Source organism: Hymenobacter aranciens (genome assembly GCF_030580865.1).
Lineage (GTDB): Bacteria > Bacteroidota > Bacteroidia > Cytophagales > Hymenobacteraceae > Hymenobacter > Hymenobacter aranciens.
Genome location: NZ_JAUQSY010000004.1, coordinates 53,481 through 69,187, shown reverse-complemented (window position 1 = coordinate 69,187; position 15,707 = coordinate 53,481). Strand labels below are relative to the sequence as shown.

Here is a 15,707-nt window from a genome sequence, read left to right as displayed (position 1 = left end):
GGGGCATCTCCCTTCCAACTTACATGCTGAAAGCAGAACAACTCACCAAGCGCTTCGGCGACCACCTGGCCCTCGACCACCTCGATTTGACCATCGAATCGGGCGAAGTGTACTGCCTGCTGGGTTCCAACGGCGCGGGCAAGTCCACGACCATCAACATCTTCCTGGGCTTCATCCCGGCCAGCAGCGGCCGGGCGCTGATTGATGACCTGGAAGTGTCGGTGAACAACCACGCCACCCGCAACCTGGTGGCCTACATTCCCGAAGTCGTGAACCTTTACCCGACCCTGACGGGCCTGGAAAACCTGGCGTTTTTCAGCGGGCTGGCGGGCTTCCGCTACAGCCGCGCCGAGATGGCAGCCTTCACCGATACCGCCGGCCTGCAGCCCGAGGCGCTCGACAAGCGCGTGAGCTCCTACTCGAAGGGCATGCGGCAGAAGGTGGGCATTGCCATTGCGCTGGCCAAGCAGGCGCGGGCGCTGTTTCTGGACGAGCCCACCTCCGGCCTCGACCCGCACGCCAGCAACGAGTTTGCCCAGATTATCACCCGCCTCAGCGGCCAGGGCGTGAGCACCCTCATGGCCACCCACGACCTGCTGATGGCCAAGAACCTGGGCCACCGCATCGGCATCATGCACCAGGGCCGGCTGCAGCAGGAGCTGCGCTCCGACGCCGTGAGCTACGCCGAGCTAACTGACCGCTACCTGTCCACCGTCAATCAGCCCGTGTAAATGCTGCGCCTCATCATCCAAAAAGAGCTGCGGGAAATCGGCCGCACCGGCAAGATGGGCTGGCTGCTGACCGGCGTGGCCGTGCTGGTGGCCCTCGCGCTCTACAATGGCTACGCCTACTACACTGACCACAGCGCCCTGCTGCGCGAGTCGCAGCGCGTTACTTACGAGCAGTTTATCTCGCAGGGCGACAAGAATCCCCACCTCGGGGCGCACTTCGGCTTCTACGCCTACAAGCCCACCGCCGACCTGGCGCTGGTTGATAACGGCATTGAGGACTACACCGGCACTTCGTTTTACCTGGAGCCGCACCAGCGCGGCGTAGTGAAGTTTCGGGAAGTGAGCGACGCAACGGCGCTGCGTAGCTTTGGCTTCTTGAACATCAGCTACTTTGCGCAGTTTATTCTGCCGCTGTTCATCTTTTTGCTCAGCCACAACGTCTTCGCCAAGGAGTGGGAAAACGGCACCATCAAGATGGTGCTGAGCGCGCGGGTGATGGCGCGGCAGCTCTTTGCTGGTAAGCTACTGGCCTGCTGGCTGCTGGTGCTGGCCGTGGTAGCGGTGCTGTCGCTGGTGCCGCTGGTGTTGCTGCTGGCCCGGGCCGAGGCCGGCAGTTTGGGCCGGGTGCTGCCCGCCTACGGCTGCTACGTGCTGGGGCTGCTGGCCTACGCGCTGCTGCTCACCATTATCGGGGTGGCTACGTCGCTGCTCACGCGCAATTCGTCGCTGGCGCTGGTGGCGCTCACGGGCTTCTGGCTGCTGGGGGTGTTTCTGGTGCCGCGCCTGGCGGGCGAGCTGGCCCGGCGGGTGCAGCCGGCCATTACGTCGGTGGCGTTTGATGATGAGACGTTTCATGACAAGCAATACGGCGTAGGCAAGCAAGGCACCAAGGACCAGCGGCGCGACGCATTGGCCGACAGCGTAATGGCTAAGTACGGCGTGCGCCGCCTCGAAGACCTGCCGGTGTTTTTCATTCCCATTACTATCGAGTTTTTCGAGGAATCGGACGGCCGGGTGATGGACCGGGCCTACGGGGCCATTGAGCACAACGAGGCCCGGCAAAACCGCCTAGTGCTGGCCAGCGCCCTGCTGTCGCCCTTTCTGGCGTTCCGCGACTTCTCGATGCACCTGACGGCCACCGATATGAACACGCACCACGATTTCACCCAGCGCGCTGAGGCCCACCGGCGCCGCATCGGGGTGATAGTGGACGACTTCTACCAAAAGAACACCGTGGCCGGCAACGACTTCTGGCGCACTGTGCCGCAGTTTGCCTACGCCGCGCCGGGCCTGGGCTGGCGCCTAGGCAATGCCGCGCCGGCCATCGGCATCCTGCTGCTCTGGCTATTGGGCGCGCTGGGCCTAATGACACTGGCGTACCGGCGGATGCGCGTTTGATTTTCAGCCAGTAGCTAATTACTTACTCAATGTCTACTTCCATCCTTCGCGTCCTCTTCAGCCACGAGCTGAAATCCCTGTACCGCAACCGGGTGCTGGTGACGCTGTGTTCCATTATCCTGGTGGTGCTGCTGGCTTCGCTCTGGATTGGCGGCAGTTTGCTGCGCAAGCAGCAGCGCACCATCGGCCAGATTGGCGAGCACCACCGCGTGCTGGCCGACAGCCTCAACCAGCGCCTGACGCGCATCGCGGCCCACGGCGGCACCTACCCCGGCTTCATCTGGGACGACCCGACTTTTGCCTACAACACGGCCCGCAACGAAGGTCCGCAATACGCCGTGAAACAGCCTTTTGCCCTGCAGGTGCTGGCCACGGGCCAGGGCGACGTGCAGCCGTTTTACTACAAGGTGTACATCAACAAGAAGCAGCACCTGGTGCACGAAAGCGAGATTGACAATAGCCTACTGCAGTTCGTGGGCACGTTCGATTTTTCGTTTGTGGTGGTGTACCTGCTGCCGCTGCTGATTATCGTGTTTACGTACAACATCTTGTCGGCCGAGAAGGAGCAGGGTACCTGGGTGCTGCTGAAAACGAGCAACCAGTCCATCGCCCGGCTGATGCTCTACCGCGTGGCCATCCGGTACGCGCTGTTTCTGGCGTTTTTCTGGCTGGTGGTGGGGCCGGTGCTCACGCTGCTGGTCGGGCCGGGCTTTCTGGGCACCGGCAACTGGTGGTGGCTGGTGGGCTTCGTGTCGCTGTACTTCGCGTTCTGGTTCGGGCTGGCATTCGTGGTCAATAGCTTCTCGTTCAGCTCCAACATCAATGCCATGACGCTGATATTTACCTGGCTGCTGCTGGGGCTGCTGGTGCCCAACCTACTGCACATCGGCCTGAGCCGCGCCTATCCCATTCCGAGCCGCATTTCGATGAGCACGGCCGAGCGCAACGCCATCAACGCCTACTTTGAGAAGGATGGGCAGGAACTGACCAAAGACGTGTTCAGCAGCCCGCGCACCCAGATTCGGCAGGCGTCCATCGTCACGCCGGGCATGGTGTATGGCTACGGCGTCATCGTGTATAAAAGCCAGGAAATCAAAGATGCGGCGGCTCAGGTGGCCGAGCGGAAACTGTACGACCAGATTGAGCGGCAGCAGCAGGCCATCCGGCGCTGGCAGCTCATCAGCCCGGCCCTGCTGATGCAGGAGGTGCTGGCGGCGCTGGCCGGCACGCACTGGCACCAGTTCAACCAGTTCAGCCTCGACGTGGACGAGTTTCGGCGGGAGCAGCAACGGTTTTTCTACCCCAAAATGGCTTCGGAAGCCACTTATCATAACTTCGATTTGCAGGATGCGGCGGCGATTCCGCGCTTCCGGCCCCGCACCTACGCCGTCTACGAATGGCTGCGCGTGGGGCAGTCGCTGCTGCTCTACGCGGGCGTGGTAGGCGGCTTGTTGCTGCTGGGCTACCGCAACCTGCTGCTGGCAGCACGCTGATGCTCTGTCATCCTGAGCGCCGCGAAGGACCTTATTACGGTAGAACAATTCTCCCGAGCGTGATAAGGTCCTTCGCGGCGCTCAGGGTGCCAGTAAATAAAATCTGTAATCGCCGGGCTTTTAACTGGCTACAACTCTGACTCCCACCTTTTCTTTCCTTAATACCTTGAAAAACTCTTTACTTCTCGTGCTTCTGTTGCTGCTGAGCACCGGCCGGCTACTGGCCCACGGCCCTGCCACGTTGCGCGGCACCGTCACCGATTCGATTGCCGGGCAGCCGCTGGTGGGCGTGAGCGTGGGGCTGGTGGGCCACCCCGGCGGCACCGTCACCAACGCGCTGGGGCAGTTCGTGCTCACCGATTTGCCCGTCGGCGCCTTCACGCTGCGGGCCGGGGCGCTGGGCTACCGCGAGCGCACCCAGCCCATAACGCTGGTGGCCGGCGACAACCGCGCCGCGCCCTTCATTCTCTCCAACGCCGCGCTGAGCCTCAGCGAAGTGACGGTGACCCAAACCCGCGACCCTAACCAGAGCCTGCCGGCCATCAATCAGATTGATAAGCTGCTGCGGCCCGTGAACTCGGCGCAGGACCTGCTGCGCTTGGTGCCAGGCCTCTTCATCGCCCAGCACGCGGGCGGCGGCAAGGCCGAGCAGATTTTCCTGCGCGGCTTCGATGTGGACCACGGCACCGACTTCGCCGTGAGCGTCGATGGCCTGCCGGTGAACATGGTGAGCCACGCCCACGGCCAGGGCTACGCCGATTTTCACTTCGTCATCCCCGAAACCGTCGAGCAGCTCAAGGTTTACAAAGGCCCCTATACCGCCAAATTCGGCGATTTTGCCACGGCCGGCGCGGGCGAGTTCAGCACCAAAAACAGCATCGACGCCAGCCAGGTGAAGCTGGAAGTGGGCCGCTTCGACACCCGCCGCGCCCTGGTGATGCTCGACCTGCTGAACCACAACCAGCGCCACCTTTTCTCGAAGCGCCCCGAAAGCCTGTACCTCGCCAGCGAGTATAATTTCACCAATGCCTACTTCGAGCAGCCCCAGCACTTCAAGCGCTTCAACGGCCTGCTGAAATACAACGGCCAGCTCTCGGAGCGCACCTCGCTCACGCTGCTAGGCTCGCACTTTACTTCCAGCTGGGACGCCAGCGGCCAGATTCCCGAGCGCGCCGTGGCGCGCGGCCTCATCAGCCGCTTCGGCAGCCTCGACCCCAGCGAGGGCGGCAGCACCGACCGCACCAACGCCTCGGCGGTACTCACCACCGCCCTGCCGCACGATGCCCTGCTACGCCAGCAGCTGTACTACTCGAACTATAATTTCAACCTGTATTCCAACTTCACTTTCTTCGCCCGCGACTCGGTGAACGGCGACGAAATCGCCCAGACCGACGCCCGCCACATCTACGGTTACACCGCCACCTACGAGCGCGACGGCGAGCTGGCCGAGCGCAGCCTGCACAGCACCTTTGGCCTCGGTACCCGCCTCGACGACGGTACCCTGCAGCTGCGCAACGCCGTGCAGCGCCAGATTCTGGACACCGTCTCAACCGGCCGCCTCTACGAGCAGAACATCAACGCCTACGTGGACGAAACCCTGAACCTGACCGACAAGCTCACCATCAACGCCGCCTTGCGAGCCGATGTGTTCGTGTTCCAGTTTCGGGGCCGGGCGGCGGATGCGGACGGTGCGCTGGCCCCGCTCACGGGCCGCGAAACCCGCGCCCGCGTGTCGCCCAAACTTAATCTGTACTACCAGCTCACGCCCGGCGTGCAGCTGTTTGCGCGCTCCGGCTTCGGCTTCCACTCGAATGATGCGCGGGGCGTCATCCAGGGTACCAACCGCGACAATGCCCTGCCCCGCGCCCTGGGCTACGAGCTGGGTAGCACCTTCAAGCCCCTGCCGGGCATGGTGGTGAACGCCGCCGTCTGGGCCCTGCACCTCGACGACGAGCTGGTGTATGTGGGCGACGAGGCCGTGGTGGAAAATGCCGGCCAGACCCGCCGCTTCGGCACCGACCTCTCGGTGCGCTACCAGCTCACGCGCCTGCTGTTTCTGGACGGCGATTTCAACTTCAACCACGGCCGCCTCGTTGGCGTGGCCGAGGGCCAGAACTACATCCCGCTGGCCCCCACTTTCACCAGCATCGGCGGCCTCACCCTCAAGAGCCCGCAAGGCTTCAGCGCCAGCCTGCGCTACCGCCACATCGACAGCCGCCCGGCCAACGAAGACAACTCGGTGCGCGCCCGCGGCTACTTCCTGCTCGACGCGGTAGCGAACTACACGCACCGCCGCTTCCGACTGGGCGCCAGCGCCGAAAACCTGCTCGACGAGGACTGGAACGAAGCCCAGTTCGACACCGCAAGCCGCCTCCGCGGCGAGCCCGTGGGCAGCGCGCCCAGTGAGTTGCACTTCACGCCGGGCACGCCGTTTTTTGTGAAGGTGAATGCGAGTGTGTTCTTTTAGCGAATGCCCTCCGCGTCAACCTCACCCCCTGACCCCCTCTCCAAAAAAGAGGGGGCACCGGTCATGCTTTTAGCGAAAGTCGTTCGGCTTTCCTGCCTTTGGGGAATGCGCGTCAAGCATTCTTCGGGGCCGGGGGTGATGTTTCTCTGGAATGGGCTTGCATTGGTGCCACCCACCAACCTACCTTTGCAGCCCCAGTGCCACCCGGCGCTGGCAGCGGGAGGTTAGCTCAGTTGGTTTAGAGCGCTTGCTTCACACGCAAGAGGTCGAAGGTTCGAATCCTTTACTTCCCACATTTTGAAAGCCTTGCAACCTGCGTTGCAGGGCTTTTTTTATTCCGCTACCTTCGCTCATGCGCCTCGTAGAAGTTACTTCCGCCGTCACGGCCCAGCAGTTTCTGGACGTGCCCACCCGGCTGCACGCCGCCGTGCCGCAGTACATCGGCCCGCTCTACAACGAAATAGAGGCCGTTTTCGACCCCCGGAAAAACAACAAGTTCAAGAACGGCGAGGCCATTCGCTGGGTGCTGCTCGATGCGGCAGGCCTGCCCATCGGCCGCCTGGCGGCCTTTCTCAACCGCGACGCGCCCGACACGCAAAGCGCCGACCTGCCCGTGGGCGGCGTGGGCTTCTTCGAGTGCATTGATAACCAGGAGGCCGCCAACCTGTTGCTCGACGCCGGACGCTCGTGGCTGGCCGCCCGTGGCATGCAGGCCATGGACGGCCCCATCAACTTCGGCGACCGCGACCGGTTCTGGGGCGTGCTCATCGATGGGTTCGACTTTCCGCCGAACTACGGCATGTTCTGGCACCCGGCCTATTACCAGAAATTGCTCGAAGGCTACGGCTTTCAGCTCTATTTCAAGCAGCTCACCTGCAAGCTCAGCGCCTTTCACGAGTTTCACCACAGCTTTGCCAGGCGGGCGCTGGAGCTCGACCAGGAGGGCTATATCTTCAAGCACGCCAGCAAAAACGACCTGGAGAAGCTCGCCCAGGACTTTCATCACGTGTATAACCTGGCCTGGGGCGGCCACGCCGGCGTGAAGCCCATGAGCCTCGACCAGGCCCGCAAGCTGATGCAGCAGATGAAGCCCGTGATGGACGAGCGGCTCCTGTGGTTCACCTACCACAACGGCGAGGCCGTGGCTTTCTTCCTGGCTTTGCCCGAGCTCAACCAGATTTTCAAGCACGTCGGCCGCCGCCTCAACCTGCCGGGCAAGCTGCGCTTCCTGTGGGAGAAGTGGAAATTCATGCGCCAGCCCGACAAAAAAGCCCTCGGCATCATCTACGGCGTGGTGCCGCACGAGCAGGGCAAGGGCGTGGACGTAGCCATGGTAACCCGCACCCAGGTGATGTATCAGCAGGCCGGCTATGCGGGCATTGAAATGAACTGGATTGGCGACTTCAACCCTAAGATGATGGCCACCGTGCGCGCCATCGGCGGCCGGGTGCTTAAAACGCACGCTACCTACCGGTTTTTGTTCGATAGGGAGCGCGAGTTTCAGCGCCACCCGGTTATTCGGTAGAAAGAAGCAGAACGACCAACTCCCCTCGTTGAAAAGGAGGAGAGTTGGCCGTTCTAGCCGCTAGAACGGATACCCAATGGCCAGATTCAGCCGTCCGGCTTTGTCTTCGCCCTCGGGCGTGCCATAGGGCGCGCGTAGCGGCACGGCGTAATCGAAGCGGATGACGAAGAACTGCACGTCGATGCGGATGCCGGCGCCGGCGCCCACGGCCAGCTGGTTGAGGAAGGTGCTGGGGCTGAACTTGCCGCCGGGGCGCTCGGGGTCGTCGTTGATTAGCCAGATGTTGCCGGCGTCCAGAAACAAGGCGCCTTTCACGTACGGGAACAAATCCTGACGGTACTCGACATTGCCTTCGATGCGCATGTCGCCCACCTGGTCGTAGAAGCTGGTGAGGTTGTCGGTGCCGGGAGTGGGGCGGTAGGTGCCGGGGCCAATCTGGCGGGCGGCGTAGGCCCGCACCGAGTTGGGGCCGCCGATGCCATACTGCTTGAGGTAGGGCATGCCCGCCCCGCGCGAGTTGCCGTAGGGCAGGCCCACGCCCACCAGCAGGCGTCCCACGAAGCGGTTGCCCTTGCTGGGGTCCTGCGAGAGGCGGTAGTATTCCCGGAATTCGAGGTCGAACTTGGCGTACTGGCTGAACTCCTGGCCGGCGATGGTGTAGCGGCCGCTGTCGCTCTTGGCAAAATTCAGGCTGCTGGCCAGCGCGTTGGCTACGTTGCCGCTCACCTCCACAGCACCGCTGAAGTAAATCTGCTGGCGACGCTGCTCCAGCACCTGCTGGTTGTAGGTATAGCGGTAGCTGCTGCCCAGGATGAACTGCTGGCGGAAGGCATTGGCCAGGTATTTCCGCGAGTCGAGCAGGCGACTGAACTCGCGGGTGCTGTCGGCCAGGCGCACGTACTGAATGTCAATGGGCCGGAACTCCTGCTCGTTGGTAATCTTGGTCTTGAAGACATAGCCATAGTTGAGGCTGAACAGGTCCTGCCGGAAGAAATCCGTGCGAGTGATATTCTTGTAGCCCGCCCCAATGCTGGTGCGCGGCTGAAAGTCGGAGTTGGGCAGGCGCGGGTTGAGGAAAGCTGGCGCGATGAGGCGCGGAATAAGCAGCTGCGCGTTCACGCCCAGCTCGTAGCTGGTGAGGCCCACGGCGCTGCCGCTGGCGCGGGTCTGGGTTTCGAAGGCGGCCGTGGCGTTCACAATCAGCTGCTCGGCCCCGCGCAGGGCCGAGCGGTTGCGGAAGCTCACGTTGAAGGCCGGGCCGGTGAAGCCGTTGGTTTTGGTGGCCAGCTGCACCTCGGCGCGCAGGCTTTTCTTCTTGTACTGCGTCATCAGGATGTCGGCATCCAGCCGCGGCCGCACGCCCAGGCGGCCCGCCGCGCCACCCGCGCCGGGCGTGATGACGGCCGTATCGCCCTCCACCGAGGGCCGGAAGCGAATTTCGACGAACTTGAACGTGCCCAGGCTCATGAGGCGGCTCAACGTCTGGTCGCGGCGCCGACGCCGAAATAGACTGTCTGGGTACATAAACACGGCGTTGGTAATGGCCTTGGCCTTGAATACCTTCTCGTCGGGATAATACTGGTAGCCCTTGTAGCGGATGGGCGTCACCATGCTGGTGTCGGCCAGCACGTAGTCGGTGTTCAGCTTGATTTCGTTGAGCCAGTAAGGCTGCAGTGCTTTGGCGGGTGCGGTGGGCTTCACGCGCAGGTCCACGGTAGCCTTGTGCCCCAGCGTGCTATCCACCTGAAAGAGCAGGTAATCGGGCGCAAAATAGTAATAGCCCTGGTTTTTCAGCACCGCGTCGATGCGCACCCGCTCATTAGTGAGCTTGCCGAGGTTGTAGGCCTCGCCCACTTTCAGCAGGCTCTCGCCCTGCGTGGCCCGAATGGCTTTGTCGATGAGCGTATCGCGGCTGGGAAAGTTGACTTCCGACCAGGTATAAACGCGGCCCGGCGTGGCGGTATAATTTACCTCGGCAGTTTTGTCCTTGGCCTTCACCTCGGCTGTGGTTTTGCCCTGAAAGTAGCCGTTGTTGTGCTGCCGGTTGCTGATAAGGTCCTCGGTAGCTTTGACTTCTACCTGCGACAGCAGCACCGGCGCCTCGCCAAACTGGTCGGCCAGCTTCTTGCCCAGGCCCTTGGTTTTGCCCACGCCCATGTGCCAGAAATAGAGCTTGGGCCGCATGCCCAGCAGGGAGCCGTTGGGCTTGGGCCGCACTACGGATTCGAGCTCGGTTTGCAGGGCCGACTCGTCCTTGAGCTTCTCGGGGGCGTTGATAGTGACCTTGCTGCCGGTGTAGAGCTTTTCGCCTTCGGGAATGAATTTCAGGCCCGAGCAGGCGGAGAGCAAGAGGAGCAGGGCGGCGCTAGCTGTTCGCCTCACCCCCCGGCCCCCTCTCTGGGGGAGAGGGTGAGTCATTAGTGCATGCTCATACTTTGGAGAAGAATCGTCAGGTTCCCCTTCTCCCCCGGAGAGGGGGCTGGGGAGTGAAGCAACACGTGAGCACGAAGTAAAAAACTTAGGTAACTGCAAAATCGAAAAACTAAAAATGGGTGTCGGAGCGGGCTTCCCGGCTCCGGCAGTGGGGGAGGGGGCGGGCTTTCTCATTTCACCTTGCTGCTATCGACGCGGGTCGTGGGGGCGTTTTGCACCGAGTCTTTTTCGGCTTTCTTGTCGACTTTCTCCTGCTTGCGGTTGGCTTTGCGCTCCTCCTTCACGGCGGGCGGAATTTTGGAAAACAGGTCTTTGAGGTCTTTATAGTCGCGCTGGAACACCAGGGCGGCGCCGGTTTTCACCAGCTGGCCATCGATGTCCTCGTAGGCATTCTGGCGGAAGGCGCGCAGGCGCAGGCGGCCGTCGCGCAGGATGGTGTACTCGATGCTCACGTCGCCGGCGAAGTTGCTGGCTGCGTTGGCGCCCTGAGTGGCCTGGGTGCCGTTGTTGCCCGAGAGCGGGATATCGGTGCCGAGGCGCACCGAGAGGCGGTTGTTGAGGAACTGGCGGCGCACGGCCACGTTGAGGTCGGTGCGGCTTTTGGCGGCACCGCTGCTGTAGTCGGCCTGGTTGGTCACGCCCAGGTCGAGGCCCAGGCCCGAGAGGTACTTGCCGGTCAGGTTCTGGAGTTGGTCGGTGAGCACCTGGCTGGCTGAGCCGCGCAGCTGCGTGGCCACGAAACCCTCGCCCGCACTGCTCTGGAAGGGGTTTTCCTGCAGAAAGCGCCCCAGGATGAGCAGCGAGAAGACCTGCTTGCTCATTTCGGAGGTCTGGCTGGGCTGGCGCAGCTGGGCCAGGCGGGTTTCGACCTGCCCGCCTACGGCTCCGCGCTGGTTGTCGGGCAGCGTAATATCGAAGCCGATAACGGGCTTGCTGAGCTGGTCGGTCACGTTCAGCAGTACCGAGAAGGGCAGGCGGTTGCGGGCAATAGTGTTGAGGTCGTTGGCATCAGTGCCCTGGCCGGCCAGCAGGTCGGCGGGCGCCGCCTCCACCCGGTACACAGCCGTGATGTTGAGGTCGGCGTTGTAGGGGTCGCCGCTCCAGGTGATGGTGGAGCCGCGCCGGATGATGAACTCGCGCGAAGCTAAGTCGTAGAGCGAGAGCTTATACACGCCGCGCGCCACTTCCAGCCGCCCGCTCAGGGTGATGTTGCCGGTGGGGTCGATATTAGTATTGAGAGTGCCATTGGCGCGCACGCGCAGGTTGTCACCGCTGGCCGGGTCGATGACGATGGTGAAGGGTACTTTGTCGTTCACCGTGATGACGGCCGTGATGTCGTAGCCGGTGGCGTTCACCTTCGTCGTGTCGGCGGCCAGCCGGCGCGCCAGCATGGTATCGAGCGGCACGCTCTTGTCAATCCACTGCACGATGCCTTCGGTATCCTGCTTGCTGGGGTCGGCCGAGGGCGACTCGACGGTGAGCCGCGAGCCTTCCTTCACATCCACCGTGGTGTTGATTTTCATCAATTCCAGCGGCCCGGTCAGGCGGGTGTCCGAGTCCACAATCACCTTGCCGTAGAACAGCTCGTTGTTCTTGCGAGTGCTGTTCACGGCGATGAAATCATCCGTCCGGGCCCGCATATCGAAGGCGTAGTTGATAAAGTCTTTAGTCAGCAAATAGCCGTTCACCACCGCCTTGTTGTCGGCCGAGTCGCGCACCGTAAAGTCATCGAACTCGATGCCTTTTTCGTCAAACGTCAGCTCCTGACCCGGCAGGCGGTACAGCGCGCCGAGCTGCGTCACGGCAAAGGCCGCGTCGTCGCTGGTGCGGATGGTGCCGCGCACGGCGGGCACGCTGGGCGTGCCCGTCACGGTGAGGCGGCCGGTGGCGTAGCCCGCGCTGCGCGTGAGCTGCCCGGCCGCGAAGGCCTCGGCCAGCTTCAGGTTGAGGCGGCGGGCGTCCACCACCAGGTTCATCGGCGAGGTCTGGTTGTCGGCCTGGTAGGTGCCGGTTACCTGCAGGTCGTTGCCCTGGCCGCCCACCGAGCCCGAGGCGCCGCCGGTCAGGCGGGCGTCGAGGTCGTAGCGGTTGGCGCTGGGGTTGGTGGCGTTCACGGCGATGTCGCCGATGAGGGCTTTCTGGAAGGCCAGCCCGGTGATGGTGGCATTGGCCGTGAAGGCCTGGTTGGGCTTACCGAGGTTGCGCAGCTCGGCGGTGCCATTCAGTACGCCCGCCACCAGCGAATCCTGCTGCTGCACAGCTTTGGCAATTTCGGCGAGGTCGAATTTCTCGAAGCGCACGCCCAGCGGCGAAGTGCGCACGGCCGGATTCTGACTTTGCACGGCCAGGGTGCTGCGGCCGTTGGTGAGGTTCAGGCCGTCGGCTACTATCTCGCCCGTAGGGTAATAGCGCAGGTAATTGTTAGGGCCGGCGGTCCAGTTTTCGTAGTTGATAATCTGCTCCGGGGCCAGCGAGAACTGATAAATCGTCTGCACTGGTCCGGCGGCCGTACCGCGCCGGTTCACGGCCAGCGGCTGCTGCTCCTCGCTCAGGGTGCCCGCCAGCGCCAGCCGCTCCCGGTTGGCCGAGTCGCCGAGGATGGCCACGCGGGTGAAGAGCTTGTTATCGGCCACGTTGCCCACGATGCTGGGGCGTTTCAGGCGTAAGGTCGTGTCCTGGCTGGCCTGGGCCAGGCGCAGGGCGTAGTTGAGTTGCTGGGGGTTCGAGCCCACGTCGAGCTTCAGCGAATCGACCCGGTAGTTGGCGTAGCGAATGACGGGGATGCTGGTCTGGGCTGTCAGGCGGGCGTCCTGCCGCGAGTAGTCGCCGGCCAGCGTGAAGGGCGACAACTCCTTGAGGTCGGGCACCAGCTTGGTCACCAGCTTCGTGTCCTTTACTTTCAGCGAGTAAGTGAAGTGGCGGTCGAGGTTCATGTTCACCTTCCGGTAGTCCACGCCCGCCAGGGCAAAGTAGCGGTCGATGTGTTGCTGCAGCTCCGTTGCCAGGTCGCCGAGGTGTACGTTGCCGTCGAGGTTCACGTCGGCCACATTCGAGTTAATTGCCAGCAGGGTTTGGTTGGCGGTCTGCACGATACGACCATCCACCGAATCGAGGGCGAAGGGCTGGTTGTCGCGCACAATCACAATCCTGCGTCCGGCAAAAGTGCCGTTGAGCGAGTTGGCGTCGGCCCCGCGCAGATTGGCCGTGAGGTCGCCCTGCACGCGCAAATCGCCGCCGGTGTAGAAGCCCAGCGCCGTCAGGTTGGCCCCGCGCAGGTTGAGGTTGCGCACCTCGTAGGTCGGGTTGTTGGGGTCGCGCAGGTTCACCACGGCGTTGAGGTCGAGGTTCAGGTTGGGGTCCTGCTTACTCTGGGCGTTGATAACGTAGCGGTTGCGGTCGAGGTCCACCGTGGCGACCACGCCGTGGTAGGTGTAGTTGTTGTAGCGGGCGCTTTGCACGTTGGCGTTTATCCGGCCCACCAGGGTATTAGGGTCCTGCAGATTACCCGTCAGATTCATGCGCCCGCTGGCCGTGATTTTGCCAATCGTCGGGTCCTTCAGCAGCTTGCCCGCATCGAACCCGCGCACCGCGAAAGTGCCCACCAGCGGCTGCCGCCCGGCCGCGTTGGCCGGCCCCAGGTCGCCCGAGAAAGCCACGTCGCCGTAGGTCGTGTTCACCGTCAAATCGGTGTTGAACTGCAGCGTGGTGGGGCGGCCTTTGAAGCTGCCGCGCAGGGCAATGCTGGGCGGAATGCTGATGTTGCTGGGGATGGTACCCTTGGGCACGAGGCTGTTAATGTCGTCCCGCGTGGTGCGGAACTGCTGAATGTCAGCGTCCACGTACAGGCGGCCGTCGGTTTCGGGCAGGCCGGTGATGTGGGCACGGCGGGCCTTGAGCACCGTGCTGCGCAGGCCCACGAACTCGAAATTGCGGATGGTCATGTCGCCCACGCGGCCAGCTACTTGCCCGTTTATAAGTACACTCTGATTGGGGCCGGTGTTGAAGGGTGGGGTGCCGGCCAGCTGCGGCGCCAAATATAGAATATCACGGAAGCCGATGCGCACCTCGCGTAGGTCGCCTTCGATTTTGAGGTTGGGCAAATCATCGGCAATGCCAGCTAAATCCTTGAAGCCAATGGCCAGCGTACGCCGGATGCGGGTGTGTGGCGTGATGAGGTCTAGGCTGTCGAGGCGAATCTGCACCGAGTCGTACACCACGTCGGCCTGCCACTTATCCACGCGGAAGCCGCTCTGCTCGCGGCCAGCCAGTTGGTCGACGCGGCCGGTAGTGCGGTTCTCCGAATACGACAAGTTGCGGGTATTCAGCACCAAGTCCGAGAAGTGCAGGTGATTGTAGTCCATCGCGGGAATCCGCGTCTTCTGCCGGGGCTCGTTGAAGTTGTCGAACTTCACGTCTACACCGCTGATGTCGGACTGGTCGAGCGTCACGCGCCAGCCGGGCGTAGCCACGTTCGGGTTGGCAGCCTGGGCTTTGTCGGTGGCTTCGTCGAGCTTACGAACGGCCTCGGCGGGGTTCACTACGCGCTGGGCCACGGGCACTTCCTCGTTCTGGGCGTAGGCGAAGGTGGTATTTTTCAGGGTCAGCTTGCCTAGGTCCACGCGCTGGCGCTGCAGGTCGATGTCCTTGGCCGTCACCTCGGCCTGGCCGATGGTGGTGGCGATGTACTGGGCCGCCGGGTCGTTCTTATACGTAAAGGCCACGTTGTCGAGCGTCGCCCGGTTCAGCCCAAACTGCACCGTGAGTGGCTCGGTGGGGCCGGGGTTTTCCACTTCGGGCGCGGTTTTCGTCTGGCGCATGGCCACCGAGGCGTTGCGTAGGGTGGCGTTATCCACCTTATACACCGACTTATCCACATCCACCTCGTCCATCTCGGCCGCAAACTCGCCGATACGGGCCCGGATGTCGGAGCCGGTGATTTCATCGAGCTGGGTGAAGTAGATATTCGTCAGCCGGGCCTTGCCGATGTCGTACTTGAAGCCCGCCGAGGTGGTGTCCACCCGCGCATTCGGGTCGGTGAAGGCCTTGATGATGAAGTCGTAGTTATTCACCGAGTCGGGCGCGGTGCGGGTCAGGCGCACGCGGCCGTCGTTGAGCTCCACGTTCGAGACGTTAATCTGGCTCTTGGTGAGGGCCCAGAGGTCGATATCGACGCCCAGGTGGCCGACGCTCAGGAGCGTGTCGCGCTGCTGGTCTTCGAGGTACACGCCGTCGAGGTTGATGGCGTGGCGGAAGTCGGTGCGGAACTTGCCGATGCGGACTTCGGTGCCCAGCTTGTCGCGCAGGTAGTCCTCGGCTTTGCGGGCCACGAAGTCTTGCGTGCCAGAGAATTGGAGGGCCACCACTGCCACGATGAGCAGCACCAGCACCAGCCCAATCAGTCCCAACAATACGTAAAGGGTGCGGCGAAGAAATGTAGGCAAAATGGGTAACGGGTAAGCGAAAAAATCGGGGTAAGTTCTTTTGCCAACGAAGAATAGTCGTCTGAGGTTGGGTAAAATCGACGAAACGGCGCTTTCGGGAAACTCGGCTTTGCGGGGGCCGTAAGAGCCTTTTTTGCCCCCAAACGATTGCGGCCGATGTGGCCCGGTGGCCCGTTTTGTGCGGGCCTATGTGCCTATCTTTCGGCCCCAAACCGAGCA

The 15,707-nt window shown here is 62.7% G+C and carries 7 protein-coding genes and 1 tRNA gene; 6 read left to right on the top strand and 2 right to left on the bottom strand.

All coding sequences use genetic code 11. From position 1 onward, the window contains the following. Positions 1 to 23: 23 nt before the first annotated feature. The 6 genes from Q5H93_RS06815 to Q5H93_RS06790 all read left to right on the top strand — a co-directional run bounded on the left by Q5H93_RS06815 (position 24) and on the right by Q5H93_RS06790 (position 7,614). Positions 24 to 731: an ABC transporter ATP-binding protein gene (locus tag Q5H93_RS06815; RefSeq protein WP_305005757.1), complete on the top strand. Its 708-nt coding sequence runs from the start codon at positions 24 to 26 to the stop codon at positions 729 to 731. Then, a complete protein-coding gene (locus Q5H93_RS06810) occupies positions 732 to 2,129 on the top strand; it encodes a DUF2705 family protein (RefSeq protein ID WP_305005756.1) in 1,398 nt (465 codons plus the stop codon). A gap of 29 nt (positions 2,130 to 2,158) precedes the next feature. Then, positions 2,159 to 3,622 (top strand): DUF3526 domain-containing protein, encoded by a 1,464-nt coding sequence (locus tag Q5H93_RS06805; RefSeq protein WP_305005755.1) that lies wholly within the window; start codon positions 2,159 to 2,161, stop codon positions 3,620 to 3,622. Between the two features lie 166 nt (positions 3,623 to 3,788). Beyond that, positions 3,789 to 6,089 (top strand): TonB-dependent receptor, encoded by a 2,301-nt coding sequence (locus Q5H93_RS06800; protein WP_305005754.1) that lies wholly within the window; start codon positions 3,789 to 3,791, stop codon positions 6,087 to 6,089. Positions 6,090 to 6,307: 218 nt separating this feature from the next. Continuing rightward, positions 6,308 to 6,382: transfer RNA gene (locus Q5H93_RS06795), tRNA-Val, on the top strand. Between the two features lie 59 nt (positions 6,383 to 6,441). Beyond that, positions 6,442 to 7,614 (top strand): hypothetical protein, encoded by a 1,173-nt coding sequence (locus Q5H93_RS06790; protein WP_305005753.1) that lies wholly within the window; start codon positions 6,442 to 6,444, stop codon positions 7,612 to 7,614. 60 nt (positions 7,615 to 7,674) lie between these two features. On the opposite strand, the gene tamL is transcribed toward Q5H93_RS06790, so the two are convergent. Both tamL and Q5H93_RS06780 read right to left on the bottom strand, forming a co-directional pair. Continuing rightward, complete coding sequence (gene tamL, locus Q5H93_RS06785) at positions 7,675 to 9,963, bottom strand: translocation and assembly module lipoprotein TamL (RefSeq protein WP_305005752.1); 2,289 nt, start codon at positions 9,961 to 9,963, stop codon at positions 7,675 to 7,677. Between the two features lie 254 nt (positions 9,964 to 10,217). Beyond that, the gene (locus tag Q5H93_RS06780) at positions 10,218 to 15,488 is read right to left on the bottom strand and encodes a translocation/assembly module TamB domain-containing protein (protein WP_305005751.1); all 5,271 of its coding nucleotides are present in this window, start codon (positions 15,486 to 15,488) and stop codon (positions 10,218 to 10,220) included. Between the last annotated feature and the right edge of the window lie 219 nt (positions 15,489 to 15,707).

What these genes read in the sequence shown, in the direction of transcription:
- Q5H93_RS06790 (WP_305005753.1), top strand. Translation starts at nt 6,442, where the DNA reads ATGCGCCTCGTAGAAGTTACTTCCGCCGTCACGGCCCAGCAGTTTCTG.
- Q5H93_RS06815 (WP_305005757.1), top strand. Translation starts at nt 24, where the DNA reads ATGCTGAAAGCAGAACAACTCACCAAGCGCTTCGGCGACCACCTGGCC.
- Q5H93_RS06805 (WP_305005755.1), top strand. Translation starts at nt 2,159, where the DNA reads ATGTCTACTTCCATCCTTCGCGTCCTCTTCAGCCACGAGCTGAAATCC.
- Q5H93_RS06810 (WP_305005756.1), top strand. Translation starts at nt 732, where the DNA reads ATGCTGCGCCTCATCATCCAAAAAGAGCTGCGGGAAATCGGCCGCACC.